18 protein-coding genes are annotated in these 21743 nt (G+C 60.0%); 15 read left to right on the top strand and 3 right to left on the bottom strand.

The genetic code is table 11. From position 1 onward, the window contains the following. Positions 1 to 16 precede the first annotated feature (16 nt). The 4 genes from Q0931_RS11480 to Q0931_RS11465 all read left to right on the top strand — a co-directional run bounded on the left by Q0931_RS11480 (position 17) and on the right by Q0931_RS11465 (position 3735). A complete protein-coding gene (locus Q0931_RS11480; RefSeq protein ID WP_299260404.1) occupies positions 17 to 616 on the top strand; it encodes a DedA family protein in 600 nt (199 codons plus the stop codon). Between the two features lie 266 nt (positions 617 to 882). Further along, complete coding sequence (locus Q0931_RS11475) at positions 883 to 2751, top strand: beta-ketoacyl synthase (RefSeq protein ID WP_299260511.1); 1869 nt, start codon at positions 883 to 885, stop codon at positions 2749 to 2751. Positions 2752 to 2921: 170 nt separating this feature from the next. After that, complete coding sequence (gene coaD, locus Q0931_RS11470) at positions 2922 to 3404, top strand: pantetheine-phosphate adenylyltransferase (RefSeq protein ID WP_299260402.1); 483 nt, start codon at positions 2922 to 2924, stop codon at positions 3402 to 3404. Between the two features lie 76 nt (positions 3405 to 3480). Further along, the gene (locus tag Q0931_RS11465; RefSeq protein ID WP_299260400.1) at positions 3481 to 3735 is read left to right on the top strand and encodes a YfhL family 4Fe-4S dicluster ferredoxin; all 255 of its coding nucleotides are present in this window, start codon (positions 3481 to 3483) and stop codon (positions 3733 to 3735) included. A 100-nt stretch (positions 3736 to 3835) separates the two neighbouring features. Here Q0931_RS11465 and Q0931_RS11460 read toward each other — a convergent pair whose 3' ends face one another. Further along, entirely contained in the window at positions 3836 to 5248 is a 1413-nt protein-coding gene (locus Q0931_RS11460) for a hypothetical protein (RefSeq protein WP_299260398.1), read from the bottom strand. A gap of 289 nt (positions 5249 to 5537) precedes the next feature. Between Q0931_RS11460 and Q0931_RS11455 the strand changes: the two genes are divergently transcribed. From Q0931_RS11455 to Q0931_RS11445, 3 genes are all read left to right on the top strand, one after another. After that, complete coding sequence (locus tag Q0931_RS11455; RefSeq protein ID WP_299260396.1) at positions 5538 to 6893, top strand: MATE family efflux transporter; 1356 nt, start codon at positions 5538 to 5540, stop codon at positions 6891 to 6893. An 89-nt stretch (positions 6894 to 6982) separates the two neighbouring features. Then, positions 6983 to 7315 (top strand): MASE3 domain-containing protein, encoded by a 333-nt coding sequence (locus Q0931_RS11450; protein WP_299260394.1) that lies wholly within the window; start codon positions 6983 to 6985, stop codon positions 7313 to 7315. 23 nt (positions 7316 to 7338) lie between these two features. After that, the gene (locus tag Q0931_RS11445) at positions 7339 to 9891 is read left to right on the top strand and encodes a diguanylate cyclase (RefSeq protein WP_299260392.1); all 2553 of its coding nucleotides are present in this window, start codon (positions 7339 to 7341) and stop codon (positions 9889 to 9891) included. Positions 9892 to 10021: 130 nt separating this feature from the next. On the opposite strand, the gene Q0931_RS11440 is transcribed toward Q0931_RS11445, so the two are convergent. Beyond that, entirely contained in the window at positions 10022 to 10303 is a 282-nt protein-coding gene (locus Q0931_RS11440) for a DUF2171 domain-containing protein (protein WP_299260390.1), read from the bottom strand. Between the two features lie 278 nt (positions 10304 to 10581). On the opposite strand from Q0931_RS11440, the gene Q0931_RS11435 reads away from it, so the two are divergent. The 3 genes from Q0931_RS11435 to Q0931_RS11425 all read left to right on the top strand — a co-directional run bounded on the left by Q0931_RS11435 (position 10582) and on the right by Q0931_RS11425 (position 13201). After that, positions 10582 to 11103 (top strand): CinA family protein, encoded by a 522-nt coding sequence (locus Q0931_RS11435; protein WP_299260388.1) that lies wholly within the window; start codon positions 10582 to 10584, stop codon positions 11101 to 11103. A gap of 78 nt (positions 11104 to 11181) precedes the next feature. After that, positions 11182 to 11994 (top strand): ammonia-dependent NAD(+) synthetase, encoded by an 813-nt coding sequence (gene nadE, locus Q0931_RS11430; RefSeq protein WP_299260386.1) that lies wholly within the window; start codon positions 11182 to 11184, stop codon positions 11992 to 11994. A 106-nt stretch (positions 11995 to 12100) separates the two neighbouring features. Beyond that, positions 12101 to 13201, top strand: a complete 1101-nt coding sequence (locus Q0931_RS11425; protein ID WP_299260384.1) for an ion transporter — start codon at positions 12101 to 12103, stop codon at positions 13199 to 13201. Between the two features lie 101 nt (positions 13202 to 13302). On the opposite strand, the gene Q0931_RS11420 is transcribed toward Q0931_RS11425, so the two are convergent. Beyond that, complete coding sequence (locus Q0931_RS11420) at positions 13303 to 13857, bottom strand: cytochrome b/b6 domain-containing protein (protein WP_299260382.1); 555 nt, start codon at positions 13855 to 13857, stop codon at positions 13303 to 13305. A 164-nt stretch (positions 13858 to 14021) separates the two neighbouring features. On the opposite strand from Q0931_RS11420, the gene Q0931_RS11415 reads away from it, so the two are divergent. From Q0931_RS11415 to Q0931_RS11395, 5 genes are all read left to right on the top strand, one after another. Then, positions 14022 to 15548 carry an efflux transporter outer membrane subunit gene (locus Q0931_RS11415; RefSeq protein ID WP_299260380.1) on the top strand — a complete coding sequence of 509 codons (1527 nt, stop codon included), beginning with the start codon at positions 14022 to 14024 and terminating at the stop codon, positions 15546 to 15548. Further along, positions 15538 to 16788 (top strand): HlyD family efflux transporter periplasmic adaptor subunit, encoded by a 1251-nt coding sequence (locus tag Q0931_RS11410; protein WP_299260378.1) that lies wholly within the window; start codon positions 15538 to 15540, stop codon positions 16786 to 16788. The genes Q0931_RS11415 and Q0931_RS11410 overlap by 11 nt, the downstream gene beginning before the upstream one ends. Further along, on the top strand, positions 16785 to 18341 hold the full coding sequence (locus Q0931_RS11405; protein ID WP_299260376.1) for a DHA2 family efflux MFS transporter permease subunit: 1557 nt from the start codon (positions 16785 to 16787) through the stop codon (positions 18339 to 18341). The genes Q0931_RS11410 and Q0931_RS11405 overlap by 4 nt, the downstream gene beginning before the upstream one ends. 211 nt (positions 18342 to 18552) lie before the next feature. Beyond that, on the top strand, positions 18553 to 20919 hold the full coding sequence (locus Q0931_RS11400; RefSeq protein WP_299260374.1) for an FdhF/YdeP family oxidoreductase: 2367 nt from the start codon (positions 18553 to 18555) through the stop codon (positions 20917 to 20919). 170 nt (positions 20920 to 21089) lie between these two features. After that, on the top strand, positions 21090 to 21725 hold the full coding sequence (locus Q0931_RS11395; RefSeq protein WP_299260372.1) for a glutathione S-transferase family protein: 636 nt from the start codon (positions 21090 to 21092) through the stop codon (positions 21723 to 21725). Positions 21726 to 21743: the final 18 nt, after the last annotated feature.

Raw genomic sequence — 21743 nt, 5'->3', positions numbered from 1 at the left:
ATGGATCCTGAACAACATGCAGGCATGGCTTCAGCAGCTTCTGGACACGCACGGCTATACGGCCATTACGTTGCTGACACTGATCATCAACGCCTTCCCGCCCCTGCCTGCCGAATCGACGCTTCCCGTTCTGGCCAACATCATGTCATCCGAGGACGTGACGCTGATTCCAGCCATTGTGGCCGCCACCCTGGGGCTGGTACTGGGCACCCTGCCGCTTTATTTGCTGGGGCGGTGGCTCGATGAGCGCCAGTGCATGCGCTTTCTGGCCCGCCACGGGCACTGGCTGGCGCTTGCTCCGAAGGATATCGAGCGTTCGAGCCAACGGTTCGGGCGTTACGGCCCCCTGGTGGTGCTGTTCGGTCGCCTGATACCGGGCATGCGCTCACTGGTGTCGATACCGGCAGGCTTTCACCGCATGCCGCTGGCGTCCTACCTGCTCTACACCACGCTGAGATCTGCCCTGTGGGCATGCTGTCTGGTTGGCGGCAGTCACTGGCTTTTGCAGTATACGACCCTGTCGGGCAGCATGTGGGTTGTCATGGTCGTACTGCTGGCCGTCGCCGGGTTATATGTGGTGCGTCTCTGGCGCCATTATCGACGCCCGGGCCGATAGAACAACGGCCCGCAGATCAGGTCATTGTTTTTCGGCCAGCACCTCCAATAACCTGCCATCCCGACATGACAACTCGTTGACCAGTCGACATGACGTCCTGTCCGGGGCGATGCTATCATGATTGCCCTGTTTTGGCGGACTCACCACGCCGTGTGGTAGAGAGATATCGCCATCCTTTCAGCGACGCGATCGCCATGGCGTCATCGCTTCCTTATAGGCATCAACACGAGGGTTTCGGCTTGTCACAGTTACCGGTGATCGTCGGCATGGGCGGTATTAATCCCGCTGGCAGAACGTCCGGTCATCAGTCCTTTTACCGGACCGTGATCGATGCACTGCCCGAAAAGACCCGACAGTACACGCTCTCGGGACTCGCCGGTCTGATGGGACAACGCCTGTCAAACGGACCGCAGGATCACGGTACTCCCCTGGATGATGCTGCTCTGGCCGCACGTCATGAATCATATGTGCGTCGTCATACCCTGATTCGCCGTATCGAGGATGACCGCTTTGCCGACGCCGGCATTCCGGCCAATCGTCAGGCCAGCATGACCCTTGATGCACCATTAACGGTCAGCCTCAGCCGTCGACAGCTGCCTGAAAATCCACCGGCGCACTGGCAGATCGAAGAGATCGACGAACGCCATGTCAGCGTGACCGTGCCTGCCGGTGAGTTTGAAGTGCTGCTGCCGGAGCGCCGCGATGCGCTGGTCAAGAGCGCCGGTCAACTGCCGACCGGCTTTGACCCGGCAAGCTTCTATCGTAGCGTGCACCATCCGCGCGCCCTGTCGATGACCATCTTCGCGGCCTCCGACTGTCTGGGTCAGAGCGGTTTCGAGTGGGACAGCCTGAGTCAAAGGCTGGATCCCGATCAGATCGCCGTGTATGCCGGTAATTCGATCGGCCAGCTTGACGCGCAGGGCTGGGGCGGTTTGATCAACAGCTTCGTCACCGGTCAGCGTGCCACCTCCAAGCAGATGCCGCTGGGCTACGGACAGATGCCGGCCGATTTCCTCAATGCCTATGTGCTGGGCAGCGTCGGTGCCACGGGCGCCATGCAGGGCGCCTGCGCGACCTTTTTATACAATCTGCGTCTGGGGGTGGATGACATTCGCATGGGTCGGCGCCGGCTGGTCATGGTGGGCACGGCAGATGCCCCCATTACACCGGAGATTGTCGAAGGTTTTCGCGTCATGAGCGCTCTGGCCGATGACGCCAGTGTCAAGGCGCTTGATGCGCTCGAGCTTCTGACCGACGAGGATTATCAGCGCGTCTGTCGTCCGTTTGCACGCAACTGTGGTTTCACCATTGCCGAGTCTGCCCAGTTTGTCATGCTCATGGATGACAGTCTGGCACTCGAGCTGGGCGCCGATATTCTGGGCGCTGTACCAGAAGTCTTCATCAATGCCGACGGCTACAAGCGCTCCATTTCGGCGCCCGGCATCGGCAACTACATCACGCTTGGCAAGAGCGTGGCGCTGGCGAGCAATATTCTGGGCGAGAAGGCCGTGCGCGAGCGCAGCTATATTCATTCCCATGGCACCAGCACCCCCAAAAATCGCATTACCGAATCCCATGTGCTCGACAGCGTGGCCCGTGCCAACGGCATCGAGCACTGGCCGGTCGCCGCCATCAAGGCCTATCTGGGGCATTCTCAGGGCAGCGCGGCCGGCGATCAGCTGATGAGTGCGCTGGGCAGCTTCCAGACCGGCCTGCTGCCGGGCATCTTCACCCTCGATGCCGTGGCCGATGACGTCCATGGTGAGCGGCTGGATCTTTTCCGCGAGCATCGTGAGTTTCGCGCCGATGTCAGCTTCATCAATGCCAAGGGGTTTGGCGGCAACAATGCCACCGCCCCGCTGCTGTCGCCGGAGGTCACCGAAAGGCTTTTGACTCAGCGCCACGGTGAAGCGGCCATGACGCAGTGGCGCCGACGCCGCGAGAAAGTGCAGGAACGTCAGGCTCAATTCGAGGCGCAGTCGCAAAAGGGTGAATTCTCACCGATCTATCGCTTTGGTGAGGGCGTACTCGAAGGTCCCGAACTCGAAGTCGGCGCCCGGGATATCTACATTCCCGGCTACCACAAGCCGGTATCGCTTGAGGTCGACAATCCTTTCGGCACGCTGGACCATTGAATCGGACCGATCCTTGTGCCGGTCCGGCAGGTGCAGTTGTCGACCATGACGCTTTACAGTAGTCTCCCGGCCCCGGCATGCAAGAGCGGCCAGACTGTACGGGAGCGTATCATCAAGGGATACCTCTGGCGTGACGTTGCAGGCAGGTCGGAGATGAATGGAGTCCGTACATGAACATTGTGGTGTACCCCGGGACCTTTGATCCGATTACCAACGGCCACACCGATTTGATCGAACGCGCGGCGTCGATGTTTGATCGAGTGATCGTGGCCGTCGCGCAAAGCCCGCGCAAGCAGCCGACCCTGTCACTCGATGAACGGGTGGCGCTTGGCAGAGACATCCTGGGCCATCTTGGCAATGTTGAAGTCGTGGGGTTCAGCTGTCTCCTGACCCAGCTGGTGGATCGGGTCGGGGCACGCATCATCCTGCGCGGGCTGCGTGCCGTCTCGGACTTCGAGTACGAGCTGCAGCTGGCCAACATGAATCGGGCGCTGGCGCCCCACGTTGAAAGTCTTTTTTTGACGCCTGAAGTCGAGAATTCCTATATTTCATCCACCATCGTGCGTGAAATTGCCCGCCTTGGCGGCGACGTTTCATCGATGGTGCATCCCCGCATCGCCCGGGCGCTTGCAGAACACTTTCGCAGCGCCTGAACCGGCAAACGGCCCCGAGCCGGCGGATGACAGCCGCGCAGCGTCCATGACGGCGCGCGCGAACCAGGAGGTTACCATGTCCCTGATGATCACCGATGAGTGCATCAACTGCGACGTTTGCGAGCCGGAATGCCCCAATAACGCCATCTCGCCGGGCGAAGAGATCTACGTGATCGACCCGGGGCTTTGTACCGAGTGCGTCGGCCACTTTGATGAACCGCAATGTCAGCAGGTCTGTCCGGTCGACTGTATCCCGCTTGACCCCGAGCGCGAGGAGTCTCGTGAACAGCTGATGGCAAAATACGAGCGCATCACGGCGGTCGAAAGCTGAGCCACACAGGCCGGCAACAAGCCAGGAAAAGGGCGGCCCATGGGCCGCCCCTTTTTTCGCCCCCTTTTGTCGACTGGAACGTCGAGGCAGTGCCTTTCGATCAAAAGGTATAGGTGGCAAACAGCTCAAAAAGCTGTGACGTATTGTCGTTCCCGCCGAAGCGAGAGCGTGCACCCTCGTCGGGGAAGGCCACCGCATAGACGCCGGACAGGGTCACCTGCTTACTGATGTTCCAGTCGGCATAGAGGTTGATCTCCTTTGCAAAGTCGGCGTCACTGGCGCCAACGGACTGCGGATCATCCAGACGGAAGCGATAGCCGATGATGCCGGTTTCCAGATCATCACGCGGCGAGACCGACGCCCGCAACATGTCGATTTTCATGTTGGCGTTAAACAGCATGTATTCGCCGGTGATTTCTCCCATGAACCAGTTGCCCCATCCACCGGCAAACTCGTAGAACAGGGTGTCGTAGTTTTCGCTGAACCGGGCATGACGATAGGCAATTTCAGGCGACCAGGGTGCATCCTGAAAGGTATAGGTGGCCTGGACGTACCAGCCATCGTCATCGATATCGGCATCCCGATTTTTCTGGCTAACGTACTGTCCGCCCAGTGCAAGGCCCGGTACCTCTGCCAGCGGCCTGCCCTTGAGTCGCATGTTCCAGACATCCATGCCGTCACGCCCGGCAATATCGCTGTCGTAGGTGCGAAGCCAGGCGCCTCCGACCTTGGCGCGATCGGTAAAGGTATATTCAGCGTTGATACCGTTGGCCGAAGTCTCCTCATCAGGCCCGCCCTGCACGTACTGATCCTGCTCCAGATGGAACAAATCGCCGTGCCAGCCGTGGCTGTCGATCGAGGCAATGGCCGCGTTTTTGAAGCCCTGACTCGGGCCATTCCAGTAGCCGCCGTATTTGCCGGTATCGGTATAACCGTCACCGACCAGAAACCCTTCACCGAACATGAACTGCTGTCGACCGAACGAGAAGGTCAGGGCGTCCTCGCCCAGCGAATCGTTTAGCAGCGACCCGCTTCGCCAGCCGATATAGGCCTGATCGAGGCGTGTATGCTCCGGGTGGTCGGGTGTGGCCCCGGAAGCATCACCGTAGGCGTTGCCGCGCGTCATGCTGCCGACCCCCACAACGCCGGCGAAGATTACACTTTGACCGGTATCGATCTCGCCGCGCAGTGTCGGAGTGGCCGACAGCTCCCACCAGGCGGGGTGCTTGCCGGTCGGCGTTGCGCCATCAATCCCTCTGGAAGACCCGAAATTGAGGTTACGGGTCGTAGCGCCGTAGCCGTAAAAGCTCAGCCCGCCGCTGAGACGAATGCCATTATCACGATCGTTGAAAAGCTCATGTCTTGCCGTGGGCTGTTGAATACCAGGGTCAATGTAATCCAGATCGGTCACCGCCTGGGCATGGGCAGTGGAAGTCCCCATGACCGTACCCGCCAGTACCATGGCGAGCGTGGCCGCATCGCGATGAAGCGGCATATATCGTCGAAAATTCATGTGATTTCCCGAATGTCGATCCCTGGGCGGCTCGGCCGCCATCCTGCGCCGTCCTGCCGGGTCGAGATTATTATGATGAAAGGCTCGTATGCCCCTGGCCGGGGCACATGCTTTCCCTGCCAGTCATACCGTCGCCGGGTTTTAAAACCCTGTTCTGAAACAGGGGTTACCTTAGGCAAATATCTCCATGCTTTAAAGGATCAACGTCATTTTCCCTGATTCTGCCGGTTTACTGACGCCATGACCCGTGTGTGGCAAGCTCTTCGAGCACAAACCAGCCGGTAACCTTATGTCCCTTTCGCACTCTCCAGATTTTCCACAGCGTCTTCGCGACGTCTGGCGACTCTCCTGGCCCATTATCATCTCCAACGCCAGCGTACCGCTGCTGGGACTGGTGGATACGGCCGTGATCGGGCACCTGCCCCACGCGCGCTATCTGGCCGCTGTGACCCTTGGCAGTACGCTGTTCAGTTTTCTGTTCTGGGGGTTTGGCTTTCTGCGCATGGGCACGACCGGCCTGACCTCTCAGGCCGTCGGGCGTGGCGAGGATCAGACCGTTCGCAATCTGCTCGGGCAGTCCCTGCTGATTGCCGCGGTCATCGGGCTTGCCCTGATGGCGCTGTCCGCGCCGTTGATCAATTTCGGTCTGTGGCTTTTGCAGCCTGACAGCGAGGCCACGGCACAGCTGTCTGCTGATTACGCCCATGTCCGCATTCTCTCGGCGCCTGCGGTATTGATGAATTACGCCATCATCGGCTGGTTTCTGGGACGTCAGAACGCCCGCGTGACCCTGTTTTTGATGCTGATCACCAACAGCGTCAACATCGTGCTGGATATCGTGCTGGTCGTCGGGTTCGACATGAACGTCAAGGGCGTGGCCACCGCTTCGCTGATTGGCGATTATACGGCACTGATCTTCGGACTCTGGCTGATACGACGCGAACTGACAACGCTTGGGGGCCGGTTTGATATGGCTCCGCTCAAGCGTATATCCGCCTATGGCGAGCTCTTTCGCGTCAATCGTCACCTGTTTGTACGTACCCTGTGCCTGCTCTTTGCCATGGCCTTTTTTACCTCCCAGGGCGCACAGCTGGGCGATCAGACGCTGGCCGCCAATGCCATTTTGATGCAGCTGGTCATGATGATCTCCTACGGCCTGGATGGTTTTGCCAACGCCGCCGAAGCGCTGACCGGCAAGGCAGCCGGCAGACGCGACTGGCACGAGTTTGCGCGTTCGGTGCGCGCCTGTGCAGTGTTCTCACTGCTGACGGCGGTACTGGCAGCGCTGACCTTTGCGCTGGCAGGCCCGTGGTTGATTGCGCGCCTGACCGATATAGACGCCATTCGCCAGCTGGCCGGCGACTATCTACCGTGGCTGGTCGTCATGCCCCTGATTGCGGTATGGAGCTATCTGCTGGATGGGGTGTTTATCGGCACCACGGATACCCGTGCCATGCGGGACACGATCATTGTGGCCCTGCTGGTTTATCTTCCGGTGTGGTGGCTGACCCAGCCGCTGGGTAATCACGGACTCTGGCTGGCCTTTACCGCCTTTACGCTGGTGCGCTCACTGGGACTTGGCATTCTTTATCTGGCAAGACGACAGCGACAGTGGGCCGATAAAAGCTTCCCTTATGATGAATAGACCCCAGGAAAGCGCGATTTTCAAACGTTAACGTTCTGCCCGCATTGCCCTAATATGCAGACCTGCGCTTCTCAACGCCGGACGGTAGAATGGCAACGCTCAAGACAGCTCTCAAACACCTGCTGACCGGCCCACTGGGTAGCCTCTTCTGGGTCCTGCTGGGACTCATGGTGGTGCTTGCCCTGCTGCCGGGTCAGCAGGTGTCTGGCCTGTTGCAGAGCTATCTGGGATTTCACTCCCTTGTTGAGCTGACCTGTGTGGTCGTAGCCGTTTTATCTGCGCTGGCCATTTTCAACAGCTATCGAACGCTGTCCTCCCAGTATCTGTGTGTCGGCAGTCTGCTGGCGCTTTCCGCGGCGATGGACGCCCTGCATCTGCTTTCCATGCCCGGCATGGCCGAGTTTTCTCCCCCAACACACTAAACAAGTCGATCTATTTTTGGCTGGTGGCACGCCTGTGCGCCATCAGCGCCCTGCTGCTGCTGTCGCTTTCCCATCTGTCGGATCAGCCTGCCCGATTTCCGCGTCTGGTATTGATACCCTTTCTTGCAGCGGGCCTCGTGGTCCTGATGGCCGTTTTTGGCTATCCACAGCGTCTGCCGGCACTTTATATCCCGGGGCAGGGGCTAACGCTTCTCAAGATCACGCTTGAATGGGGACTGGCCGGCATGAGCGTACTCGCCGGCATCATCCTGCTGCGCTCCTCGCGTCTGCGTCAGCGACGTGACCGGGAAATGCTCACACTGGCGGCGTGGGTCACGGCACTGGCCGAGATCTGCTTTACGCTCTACGGATCGGCCAATGACGAATTCAACATTCTGGGACATGTCTACAAGGCCGTTTCCTATGTTCTGATCTTTCGCGCTCTCTTTTTAAGTCACTTGCGCTATCCCTGGCAGGCCCTGAACGAGACTCGGGCTCGTCTGGCCGAGCAGGAGCAGCGCTGGAATCTGGCCCTGACCGGCTCCGGCACGGGCGTATGGGACATGAATCTCGAAACCGATGAAATTTTTGCTTCTGCCCAGTTTCATCAGATGCTGGGCTATCGCAATGGCGCGCTACCACGCAGTGGCGAGCTCTGGCGCGAGCGCCTGTTTCATCCGGAAGATCGCGAACATGTCATCACAAGCTTTGACGAGCACGTGGCGGGCAATAGCGCACACTGGCACTGTGAATATCGCATTCTTGATGCGCGCAACCAGTGGCGCTGGGTGCTGGCCAATGGTCAGATCATGGCCTCTGATGAACACCAGCGCCCTACCCGGGTTGTAGGGACATTCACTGATATTCAGGCACGTCGCGAGCAGGAGCAGCGCCTGGCCAATACCCGCCAGCGCCTGCAGACCCTGTTTGATACCACGCCTAACGGCATGCTGGTGATCGATGCCCAGGGCGTTGTCCATCAACATAACCCCATGCTGGAGCAGCTGCTGGCGCCGCACGAGATTGTCGCCGGCCAGGAAAATATCTGGCAATGGGTGAGTGACGAGGCGCGCACGGACGCTCTTGAGCACTGGCAAAAATGGCAACAACAGGTCACCACACAACGTCGCGAATCGACCTGGCACCGCGAACTTCGCATGAGCCTTTATGGCCATGGTCGAGCCGCACAGCCCCTGTGGACCGAATGGGTCATTGCGCCGCTGCCGGAGGAAAATCTCTATCTTCTGCTGATTGAGGACATCAGCGCCCGCAAGCAAACGACCGAGCTACTGATTGAAAATGCCGGGCTCTATCGCAGTACCTTTGAAAGCGGCAATGCCATCAAACTGCTCATTAATCCTGAAAATGGCGCCATCGTCGATGCCAATACGGCCGCCAGCGACTATTACGGGTATTCGCTGGAAACTCTCAAGATGATGTCCATAAAAGACGTTTCACTGGCGCCTCTGGAAACCCGTCAACAGCGTGCCCGGCAGACACTGGCGCAACAGGAGGGGCATTTCGAGACCCGCCGTCGCATGGCCAATGGCGCCATACGCGATGTGGAAGTGTTTGTGGCCTCCGTCGTGATTGGCGGGGAAACGCTGATTTACGAGATGGTGCATGACATCACGGCGCGCAAGGAGGCCGAACAGGGCATGGCGCTGCTGAATCAGCGTCTGTCCCGCGATGGCCTGTATCGCCAGCATCTCAATCAACTGAGCACGCGACTTTTCGAACTCAACGACATTACCGGGGTCATCCCACTGCTGGAGGAATACCTTCCGAAGTGTTTTCCTGATACTCGCGGCGAACTGGCCCTGCGCATTGAAGAGCTGGACCAGGCACACTGTCTCACCTGGGGCAGCACGCTGACCGAGCAACCGATCTTTGAATACCGCCAGCGTCTGACAACATCGACCGGTGCCCTCGGGCGCATGACCCTGCAGGCGGAGCCGCTGGACGACGAGGACCGTCACCGCCTCGAGCGCATGACCGATGAGACGGCCCGAATTCTGACGCTGACCATCATCAATCTACGCATGCGCAGTCAGCTGACCGACCACGCCTATCGTGATGCGCTAACCGGGCTGTACAACCGGCGCTATCTCAATGAGACGCTGCCCGACCTGCTTGGCAACGCCAGCGCCGAGTCCCCGGTGTCGCTCGCCCTGCTGGATCTGGACCATTTCAAGCGGCTCAACGATACCTGGGGCCATGATGCCGGTGACCAGGTGCTGGTCGCGCTGGGCGAAATTCTGACCCAGCGGCTGCGGGCCACCGACATCTCATGTCGCTACGGCGGCGAGGAGTTCATTGTGGTCCTGCCGGGCGCCTCCGCCAGCATCGCCATGATGCGCCTTGACGAAGTGCTTGAGCAGTTCGGTCAGTGGTCCATGCAGGTCGGTGATGAGCGGATCGGTCATCTTACGTTCTCGGCAGGGCTGATCGATGCCCCGCGTCAGGGCCGTGACATGAGTACATTGATCGAACTGGCCGACCAGGCTCTTTACAGTGCCAAGCATGCCGGCCGCGGGCGGGTGCATCTGGTGGGCACCGAAATGTCGCTGTCATAACGTTGATGCTACGACAGGATATTCAGGGTGTGATCCTGCGCTGCCTTTCGCAGTGATTGACCGCTCAATACCATGCTCGGTTTCACTGGTATGACATTAAAAGGCCCCGCCATACGGCGGGGCCCTGTCCTTAACGCTCGGGGGTAAAGCTCGGCGGGTCACTGGCGGGAAAGCTCTCCTCCACCGCTTCATCCACATGACCGATGTCACTGTCGATGGCGGGGTCGGTATTCAGGATTTCCGCCTTCCGATCCACGCGCAGCCCATCACTGTCATTGACAAGCGCAACGGGCACCCAGAAGTGCTTGCCGTGCTCATCGACCAGCTTGAGATGGTCGCCCTCTTCGGCATCGACCCTGCCCAGTAACTGGCCCTGGGCGTCATATACCTCACGTCCCTGCTCGATCGTCATGAAAGTGCCTCCTGCACGTTAACATTTGAAGGGCGACTGCCCTCGATCACCCCTCAAGCCTGGCACTGCAAAGGGTTACCGTAGGGGAAAAATGGTTGATTTATATCTATAAATGTATTCAAACCACGCTATCGGCGTGCCGGGATACCCAGTCAGTACACTTGTTTTCCTGACGTTACACCTGAAATGCACGCTTTATGTCCTCGGTTAAATATTCATCAGACATGAAGGCCTATCCTCGATACTGAATTCCCTTACCGTGATTCAGGAGGAAACACATGGCCGATGAAAAGGACAGCATGATCGAGGCGCTGATCGATTATCTGGATCAGCAACAACAGATTCTGACCACAGCGGAGTCCTGTACGGCCGGGCTGATCGTCTCGGAACTGGCAGGAGTTCCCGGCTCGGGGCAGTTCATCGACAGCGGGCTGGTGGTCTACTCTCCCGAGGCCAAGCAGCGCTATCTCGATATTGATGAAGAGATCTTTGAAAAGCACTCGCTGACCAGCGAGGTGCTCTCCTGCGAGATGGCGAAGGGGGCCCTCAACAATACGCAGGCCACCATTGCCGTGGCCAATACCGGCATCGCAGGCCCGGCGCCCTCCGACGATGGCACACCCATCGGCACCGTCTGCTTTGCCTGGGCCTTTCGCACCGACAAGGGTGATCACGTCTTCTGTGAAACCCGGCGTTTTGACGGCGGCCGCAATGACGTGCGTCTGGCGGCAGCGCGCCATGCGCTTTCACGCATCACCCATTATCATGAACAGTGCTTGCACAACGATGCTGACGCCTGACGGAATATTATCGGGTTTGATTTCCGGCTACGCTGTCGGTAGTTCTTACATTCACTGCACGCAGGATGATGATCGCTCATGACCACCCAGCAGCAGATTATTAACGCGCTCGAGATCGAACAGCACTTTGATGCTCAACAGGAAGTGGAACGACGCATCGACTTCATGGCGAAATATCTGGAAGAGACCGGCACGAAGGCGCTGGTACTCGGAATCAGCGGCGGCGTGGACTCCACCACCGCCGGCCGACTGTGTCAGCTTGCCGTGGAGCGGGTCCGCGAGCGCGGTGGCGATGCCACCTTTTACGCCATGCGCCTGCCCTACGGTGAGCAGCACGATGAGGATGATGCCCAGATGGCCATCAACTACATCCGGGCAGATGAGCAGCTGGATGTGAACATCAAGCCCTCGGCGGATGGCATGCTCGAAGGCCTCGAGCAAGGCGGCCTTGAATTCAATGACCAACATCAGCGCGATTTCGTTCACGGTAATATCAAGGCGCGCGCCCGCATGATTGCGCAATATGCCGTGGCCGGTCGTCACAACGGTCTGGTGGTCGGTACCGACCATGGCGCCGAAGCGGTCATGGGCTTTTTCACCAAACATGGTGACGGCGCCTGTGATCTCACGCCGCTGGCCGGGCTCGACAAGCGGCGGGTACGCGCGCTGCTCAGCGTGCTTGATGGGCCTGAATCGCTGGTCAACAAGATACCGACCGCCGATCTGGAATCCCTTTCCCCCGGGCGCACCGATGAAGATGCCCTGGGCGTCAGCTACGATCAGATTGATGACTTTCTTGAGGGCAAGGAGATCGACCCCGAGGCGGCGCAGCGCATCATCAGCACCTATGATCGAACGGCGCACAAGCGGGAACTGCCGCGCGCGCCGTAAGCCCTTTTGATTCTGAAATCCCGATGCGGACAGGATGTTTGAGCGCCCGCGACTTGACGCGGAGCGCTCAACCATCTGAGATAGCCTCACACGCAAGGAGGCATGCATGCATCAAGAGGATTCCCCATCAGACGATCGCGCCCGGCGCGATCGCTATCCGCCGGCCAACAGCTGGGCCGACCAGCCGCGCAGCGATGCCCCTGAAAAGGACAAGCACTCGCCTCGACGGGAAGTGCCGCGCTGGCGTGAGAAGTGCTATCTCGTCTGGGACCTGATCATCATGGTGCTGGTGTCGGCCAGCCTGCTGCTGATCCTTTTTGACACGCTTTATCTGACCGGTCCCTTTCGCACCATGCTGTCAGCCATCTCGCCGTCTCTTGAGCAGGGCGGGGCATGGCTGAACGCCAATTTCGAAACCATCGACCTCTGGTTTGTCGCCATCTTCGTTCTTGATGTGCTGGTAGGCTGGGCCTTTGCCATCTGGGACAAGCGCTATCACCGCTGGTTTTTCTATCCGTTCGTGCACTGGTACGACGTGCTCGGCTGCATCCCGGTCGGTGGCCTTCGCCTGCTGCGTGTCCTGCGTGTCATTGGCCTCCTGATCCGGCTGCAGCGTACGCGACTGATCGATATTCGTACCTGGGGCATCTATCGGTTTTTCTACAAGTATTACGAGATCACGCTTGAGGAGCTCTCGGATCGCATCATCGTTCGGATGCTGACCGATGTGCAGGAAGGCTTTCTCTCCAGGGGCAATCTTTCCCGCCGCGTAACCGATGAGGTTCTGCTGCCCCGCAAGCAGCAGCTCATTGATGACGTGTCGCATCGCGTTCAGCGCGTGCTGGGAGAAAGCTATGCCCATCATCGCGAGGACATCAACACCTGGGTCAGCGGCCTGATTCATCGCGCCGTAACGGAAAATCCCACCATTCGCAGTCTGCAGCGTCTGCCGATGGGGGCACAGGTGGTCGAGGCCATGGACGAAGCGATGGCTGATGTCACCAGCCGGCTGATCAGGGAAGCCGTCATTGGCATTCGTTCACCGGACTTCCGGTCGTTGATCGAGGAACTTGCCAACCGCACCATTGATCGCAGCGTGCCCGCCAGCGCCAGTGACTATAAGGCGCTTGAGCAGGTATTGGTCGAGGTGCTGGACGTGCTGAAAAGTGAAGTAAAGGTACAACGGTGGAAGGAGCGCTACTACTAGCGCGAAGAAGAACCACGACATTACGCCTGACATACGCAACGCCACTCTCATCCTGCGCCGGCATGCGCTGAAACGTGTGCCGGACGCCTTCGAAAGGCGTTTCAGGGATCAGGGCGAGTCGCCATTTTTTTCAGGGTATCGTCGCGTCGAACAAGACCATGCCATACCACGGCCAAAAACACATGCCCGGTAATCAGTACGCCCAGCGTCCAGGCCATCCAGACATGCCATTGAGCGGTCAGCCTGGCCAGCCCTTCCATCTCGCGCCCGCCACTCATAAGCTGTATCTCGAATACCTGCAATGGCTTGCCGGAAGCCCAGTTCATGGTCAGCCCCAGAAGCGGAACAAGAATCATCAGTAGATACAGGAGCAGCTGACCAAAGGCGACCAGCATTTCGGCGCCCCGGTCATGGGGTGGGCGGTTGGAAAGGTTGTAAAGCCCCCATGTCGAACGAAGGGCCACCAGCAGCATCAGTACAAACCCGATGCTCTTGTGGGTGCCCACCATGAAGGCGACCCAGGGCGCGCGCCCGACCAGATTGGCCGCGATCATGCCGGCAAATTGCCACAGCAAAAGAGCCGCCATCAGCCAGTGAAAAAGACGGCTGATCCACCCATAATATTCACGAGTATCTCGCCAGGCGATGGAAGGCACAAAAGGCTCCTTGAAGCTTGGGCCACGCGACACGCGCGACGGTCAGGCCTACATTAGTGCAGCGGGCTTGTCTGGTGCTGAAAAATGCCTTTGAAAGCATTCATCCTCCCTTGCCGTTAAGGTGTATTACCATAACGCCTGCCTGCCATTTCATCAGGAACATGATGTCTCATTTTTCAGCCCACATCCCGTGGCGTCCTGCCGCTACCCTGCTCTGCCTGACGCTGATCTGCGCACTGCTGACAGCGTGTGGCGCGCCGGCCATGGCGCCGGTCGAGCTGGCACTGCGCGAGCAGGCTCCGCTGGCAGGGCTTGCTTCTGATCAGGACGCACCCGGGCGCTGGCCGGACCAGGAATGGTGGCACGACTTCAACGACCCGCAGCTCAATGCGTTGATCGAACGCGCCATGACCAAAGCGCCGTCGCTGGACAGCGCCCGCGCACGCTTTGACACCGCTTCTCGCCAGCTGGAGGGCCGCCAGGCAGATACCCGCGCGCAGCTCGAAGGTAGTGCCCGGGCCAACCAGAGCGTCAGCCACACCGACCTTGAATATCCGGCACTCGGGCTGCCGGGCTTCGAAGCCGGCCGTGCCGGTAACCATCAGCGCAGCAACACGGGCCTGGCCACCCTGTCACTTGGCTGGGAGTTCGACTGGTGGGGCAAGAAACGTGCTGCCATCGAAGCCGCCCTGGATCAACGCCACGCCGCACGACTGGAACAGGCTGCCGCGGCCAATGCGCTGCAGGCAGGCATCACTCGTGCCTATATGGACTGGCAGCTGCGTCAGGCCCAGCTGTCGGCGCTGGATACCCTGCTGAGCGCCGCTCGCGATCGCGAGCGCATCACCAGGCTGCGGGTCGAGCGCGACATCGAAAACCCCGCGCAGCTTGACCAGGCCCACGAACAGCTTTCACGGCTTGAGCAGCAGCGCGCGCAGATCGAGGGTGCCGCCCGCCTCGATCAGGTGCAGCTGGCCGCGCTGATGGGCGTTTCTCCGGGTCAGCTTGATGACCTGACACCGCGGGCGCTGCCTCAACCGGACACGACCCTGCCGGAGGAAGCCGGGCTCGAGCTGATTGCCCGCCGCCCCGACATCATGGCCAGCCGCTGGCAGGTCGAGGCCGCCATGCGTGGCATCGACCAGGCGCGCGCGGACTATTATCCCAACGTCAGCCTGTCGGCTCTGGCAGGCTTTCTGCGCGTTCACCCGCTGGGCAGCGGTCGCAACGACGATGTCTCGGTCGCCTCCTTTGGTCCGGCCGTGACGCTGCCCATCTTTGAAGGGGGACGTCTCGATGCCCGCTATAACGCCAGCCGTGCTCAGCTGGAAAGCGCCATTGCCGATTATAACCAGCGCGTGGTCGATGCCGCGCAGGAAGTGGCGCGCCAGACCGTTACCCTGTCGCGCATCGAGGCCCAGCGCGACGCTCAGGCAACGGCACTTGAAAGCTTTCAGCATCGCCTCGAACTCGCCCGCGAGCGGGATGCACGCGGGGTCGAGGACCCACGCTCGCTGATCGAGGCGCAGCAGGGGCTGATTCGTGAGCAGATGAACCGTCTGACGCTCGAAGGCGAGCTGCTGGATACCCGCATACAGCTGATTCACGCCCTGGGCGGGGGCTATCATGGACGCGTGCCCGAACGCGACGCGCGCTATTTGACGACGGGAAGTGCCACTGATGAGTCATGACAACGATGCCAGGACCGACCGCGATGATCCCGGTCATCCGTCTGGCGGAGAGGAGGTCGCTGAAGCGCCGGTGTCGCGCAAAAAACGCAATATCATCCTGCTCGTTATCGCACTGGTATTCGTGCTGGCCGGCATCGGCTGGTATCTGCTGGATGCGATGGTGCTCAGCACCCGGGTCATTACCGATGACGCCTATGTGCAGGGTGACCAGGTCAATATTTCCGCGCAGATCAACGCCACGGTCACCGCCATCAACGTCGAGGACACCGAGCCGGTCAAGCGCGGCCAGGTATTGATCACACTGGACGACAGCAATACCCGCAATGCACTTGATCAGGCCCACGGGCAGCTGGCGCAGGCCGTTCGCCAGTATCGCCGGCAGCTCGCGCAGGCTATCCAGTTTGATGCCGCCACAGTCACGGCGCGCGCACAGTTCGAACGGGCCCGTGACGAATATCAGCGCCGCAAGCCTCTGCTGGCGCAGCGCGCTGCCTCAAGAGAAGAAGTCGACAGCGCCCGGCGCCAGTACGACGCTGCCAGAGCACAGCTTGAGCAGGCCCAGGCACAGGCACGCGCAGCCCATGCCCTGATTGATGGTAACGATCTCTGGCATGCCCCGGGCGTCATGCAGGCGCGCGCCGTCTACCGTGATGCCTGGCTTGCCCAGCAAAGAACCCAGGTGATCTCGCCGGTCGACGGCCGTGTGGCCAGTCGACAGGTGCAGCTGGGCCAGAGTGTGCAGGCCGGCCAACCGCTTTTAACGGTCGTGCCGCTTCATGATCTCTGGGTAGATGCCAACTTCAAGGAAACCCAGCTGGGGCGGGTGCGCATTGGTCAGCCAGCGAGCGTGACCACCGATTTCTATGGCGATGACGTGGTCTATCACGGCCACGTGGCCGGACTGTCGGCCGGTACCGGGGCGGCGTTTTCCCTGCTGCCGGCCCAGAATGCCACCGGCAACTGGATCAAGGTGGTCCAGCGTGTACCGGTGCGCATCACCCTTGATGGCGATACGCTGTCATCTCATCCGCTGCGGGTCGGGCTTTCCACCTACACCCGGATTGATCTGAGCGATGCTGCCGATGGCCCCATGCTTGCCGATGCGCCCGGAGTTCGTGCGCCGCAACACACCGAGGTATTTGATGCGCGTCAGCGTCAGGCTGATGAGGCCGCCATGGCCATTATCCGCGACAACGCCGGCGACCTGCTCACCGATACCACCGAAAGCACCAATCCATGAGTGAGGCGGCCACCGCACCCAATGATCAGGAGGCGATGGCGCCCCTGCGTGGCATCAGGCTGGTGCTGCTGACATTGGCGATGGGTCTTGCCACCTTCATGGAGGTGCTCGACATCTCCATCGTCAACGTCTCGGTGCACACCATTGCCGGTGACATGGGCGTCAGTACCAGTGAAGGCACCTGGGCGATCAGTGCCTACGCGCTCTCCAGCGCCATTGCCCAGCCGCTGACCGGCTGGCTGGCGCGCCGCTTTGGCGAGGTGCGCCTGTTTTGCACCTCCATTTCACTGTTCATCGTTTTTTCCGCGCTCTGCGGATTTGCCAATAGCATGATCATGCTGGTGATCTTTCGTCTGCTGCAGGGGGCAGTTTCCGGTCCGCTGGTCCCGCTGACCCAGACGCTGCTGTTAAAGAACTACCCAGCCGAGAAGCGCAGCATGGCCATCGGCCTCTGGGCAATGACCGTCGTGGTGGCACCCATCTGTGGCCCGATTCTCGGCGGCTGGCTGACCGACAACTACTCCTGGCCATGGATTTTCTATATCAATATCCCGGTCGGCATTCTGTCGCTGGTGCTCAGTCTGTGGCTGTTGCGCGGGCGCGAATCAAAAACCACGCGAGTGCCGGTCGATGTCATCGGGCTGGGGCTTTTGATCGTGGGCGTGGGCGCGCTGCAGTTCATGCTCGACAACGGCAACGATCATGACTGGTTCGCCTCACCGATGATTCTGACGCTCGGCATCGTGGCGCTGGTGGGCATCACCTTTCTGGTGGCCTGGGTGCTGATGCACCGCCGCCCGGTGGTCAATCTGCGTCTGTTCGGTCAGCGCAATTTCGCCATCGGCACGCTGTGTCTGTCGCTGGGCATGTTTGCCTTCTTCGGCAATACCGTCATTACGCCCAACTGGGTACAGCAGGTGATGGGCTATAACGCCACCTGGGCGGGGCTTGCCGTGGCGCCCATCGGTATACTGGCGCTGTTTGCCTCCCCGCTGGTGGGGCGCTTTCAAAGCCATTTTGACCTGCGCTTTCTGGTGACCTTCGGCTTTGCCATCTTTGCCTTCTGTTCATTCTGGGCGGCCGGCTTCAACAGCCAGATTGCCTATGGCGAGCTGGCCATGCCGCGCTTTGTGATGGGCGCGGGCGTGGCGTTCTTTTTCGTGCCCATCAATCAGATCATCTTTGCCGGTCTCAGAGACGATCAGATCGCCGATGCCTCCGGGCTTTCCAACTTTTGTCGAACGCTGGCCACCAGTATCTCCACGGCGGTATCGGTCACCCTCTATGATCATCGCAGCATCTATCACCATGCCCGCCTGACCGAGTCGGTGGTGCCCGGCAGCCCGGCCACCGAGCACTATCTGGATCAACTCGGCACGCTGGGCCTGCAGGATCAGAGCGCCTGGATGATGATGAACAACGTCGTCAACGCTCAGGCCGCCACCATGGCGTTCAATGACGTCATCTGGGTGTTCGGCATCATTTTTGTGGTGGCCATCGGCCTGATCTGGCTGGCACGACCGCCCTTCCCCGGCGGTGGTCCGATGCACTGAATCTGGCAGACATCAGCTCATCAATTATTAAGCAGCAATTCAGTTTTTATACCAGGCTAAGGGCAGGCCACTGTTTTCGGCACTGACGCGGTTCGGGTTTCTCCTGCCCTGCAGAAGCCAGGGCCCTGATGACCCTGTTCATTCTTTTCGGCCATCCAGGTAGCGTCAGCGCCCTCTGTCATTTCCCAACCGTATTGGCACGGAGGCCATCATGGTGAAAAAGCACACCGCGCATGAAAGTAACGCCCAGGTCTATGGCAGTCAGGACAAGGGCACCTCGCCCGGCGGCGGCTGGCTGGCCCTCAAGGCCGTCGAGGAGCACATGTTTCGCCAGCAGGTGCCCTTTACCGGTAACCGCCTGATGCTGTCGATGAACAAGCACAACGGGTTCAAGTGCCCCAGCTGTGCCTGGCCCGACCCGGTCAAGCCGGCCATGGCCGAATTCTGTGAAAACGGTGCCAAGGCGGTGGCCTGGGAGACGACCCGCAAGCGGGTACGCCCCGAGTTTTTTGAGCGCCACACCGTCACCGAGCTTTCCCAATGGAGCGATCACGAGCTGGAAAGCGAGGGGCGTCTGACCCACCCGATGCGCTACAACGCCACAACGGACAAGTACGAAGCGGTCAGCTGGGATGACGCCTTTCAGGAGATCGGTGCAGAACTCAAGTCGCAGGAAGACCGCTGGCGGGTGCAGCTGTACACCTCCGGGCACGCCCCCAATGAATCCGCCTTCATGTTTCAGCTGTTCGGGCGCATGTATGGCATCAACAATTTTCCCGACTGCTCCAACATGTGCCACGAGACCACCACGGTCTCGCTGCCCGAAAGCCTGGGCGTCGGCAAGGCCACGACCACGCTGGATGATTTTGACCACACCGATGCGGTATTCATCTTCGGTCAGAACACCGGCACCAACAGCCCGCGCATGATGGGCAACCTGCATGAGCTGGTGGGCCGGGGCGGCGCGGTGGTGACCTTCAATCCACTGCGCGAGAAGGCGCTGGTGCGCTTTGCCAACCCGCAAAGTCCGATGGACATGCTGAAGCCTTCCGGCACCACCATCAGCTCGCAGTATCATCAGCTGCGCATCGGGGGCGATATTGCCGCCATTCAGGGCATGTGCAAGGTCGTGATCGAAGCCGACGACCGGGCCCGCGCCAACGGCGACAAGAGGATTCTGGATCATGAGTTCATCGAGGCCCACACTCACGGTCTCGACGCCTTCGCCGATCACTGTCGTCAGCTTGACTGGGCGCGGATCGAACGCCATTCCGGACTGACCCGCCATGCGATCGAGCAGGCCGCCGAGGTCTACATGAAGGCCGAGCGCGTTATCTGCTGCTGGGGCATGGGCATCACCCAGCAAACAAACGGAGGCGACGGCGTGCAGCAGATCGTCAACCTGCTGCTGCTGCGCGGCAACATCGGGCGACGCGGTGCGGGCGCCTGTCCGGTACGCGGTCACTCCAACGTTCAGGGCGACCGCACCGTCGGCATCTATCAAAAGCCGGGCGAGGCGTTTTTGAGCCAGCTCGACAAGGTCTTTGATATCGAGTCGCCGCGTCGACACGGTGATGATGTGGCGGCCTGCTGTGAATCCATTCTCGCCGGTGGCGTGGATACCTTTATCGGACTGGGCGGCAACTTCTTTCGCGCCATTCCCGATATTGAACGCGTGGCCGAGAAGACGCTCAACACGCTGAAGCTGACCGTACAGATCTCGACCAAGCTCAACCGCAGCCATCTGATTCACGGCAAAAAGGCCTTTATCCTGCCGTGTCTGGCGCGCACCGAGAAGGATATTCAGGCCGGGGTACTGCAGACCGTGACACTGGAAGATGGCATGAGCAACGTCAACGGCTCGACCGGTCAGATTGAACCCGCCTCGCCTCATCTAAAATCCGAGGTGGCAATCATTGCCGGTATCGCCCGCGCCACGCTTCCGCCGCATACAAAGGTCGACTGGGAGTGGCTCAGCGAGGATTACGCCCGCATTCGCGATCGGATCGAGGCGGTCTTTCCGGACATGTTCAAGGACTATAACGCCCGCGTGGGCACCCCCGGCGGCTTCCATCTCTACAACGCCGCCCGTGAACGGGTCTGGGAGACCGACAGCGGCCGCGCCAACTTCCTGTTCCCGGGGGAGACGCTCGATACCGGCATGACGGCGCCGGAGGCGGACCATTTCCAGCTGATCACCACCCGGGGGCATGATCAGTTCAACACCACGGTGTATTCACTCGATGATCGCTATCGCGATGTCTACGGCACACGCATGGTGGTGATGATGAATCCGGCGGATATCGAGCGGCTCGGTCTTGAAGAGGGCAATCTGATCGAGTTTCGTGCCGTGGCAGAAGATGGCATCGCACGACACGCCTCGGGCTTTCGGGTCATGCCCTACGATGTGCCCGAAGGCTGTGCGGCAGCCTACTATCCCGAAACCAATGGTCTGATCCCGATTGCCAACCGGGACGAGCGCAGCAACACCATTGCGGCCAAGTCGGTGCCCGTGACCATTCATCTGATGGACACCGAGCAGGTGCAACAGCAGACCGGCATGCTCGCCACCGCCTGATGACGGCCTCAACAGGTAATCACCTCAGGGCCCTGCCACTTCGGTGACAGGGCCCTGTGTCGTGACATGCCAAAAGGCTTGAGGATGGTAAAGGCTTAAGGATGGTGCTGAAGGCTTGTGCCACAATGTTGGTCACTTCTCACGCACCAACCGCTCACGGAGACGATGCCATGATGACCGTCTACGGCGACTATCGTTCGGGTAACTGCTACAAGGTTCGACTGACGCTGGCACTGCTGGAGATCGCCCACCGCTGGTTCGATGTCGACTTTCTGACCGGCGAAACCCGCAGCGATGACTTTGCCGTTCGCAACCCCGCGCGTCGCATTCCCATGCTGGAACGTCACGACGGGCGCACGCTCGTGGAATCCAATGCCATTCTTTATTACCTGGCCCACAACAGCGCCCTGGTCCCCGACGATGAATTTGATCGGGCCCGCATGCTGCAGTGGATGTTTTTCGAGCAGCACCGTCATGAGCCATCGCTCTCCGTAGCGCGCCTGATCCACTGGTATCAGGGCGACCCGAGCGAACGCCTCGAAGAGTTGCTGGCGCGCCAGGAAAACGCACGGCAGGCGCTGGATATCATGGAGCAGACACTGAGCACACAGCCCTTTCTGGCCGGGAATACATTGACCCTTGCCGATATTGCCCTTTTTGCCCACACCCATATCGCCGACCAGGCGGGCCTTTTACTGCTGGACTGGCCTCACGTCGTGGAGTGGTGCGGGCGCATCGAGGAAATCCCCGGCTTTGTCTCGATGCAGGACCTTCCGGATGACAATACGCCTGCGTCAATGACATAGCGCCACCCAAGCGTTCAG

The organism is uncultured Kushneria sp. (assembly GCF_947497025.1).
Lineage (GTDB): Bacteria > Pseudomonadota > Gammaproteobacteria > Pseudomonadales > Halomonadaceae > Kushneria.
Note: the sequence above shows the minus strand (reverse complement) of the source record. Positions and strands in the feature narration are given on the sequence as shown.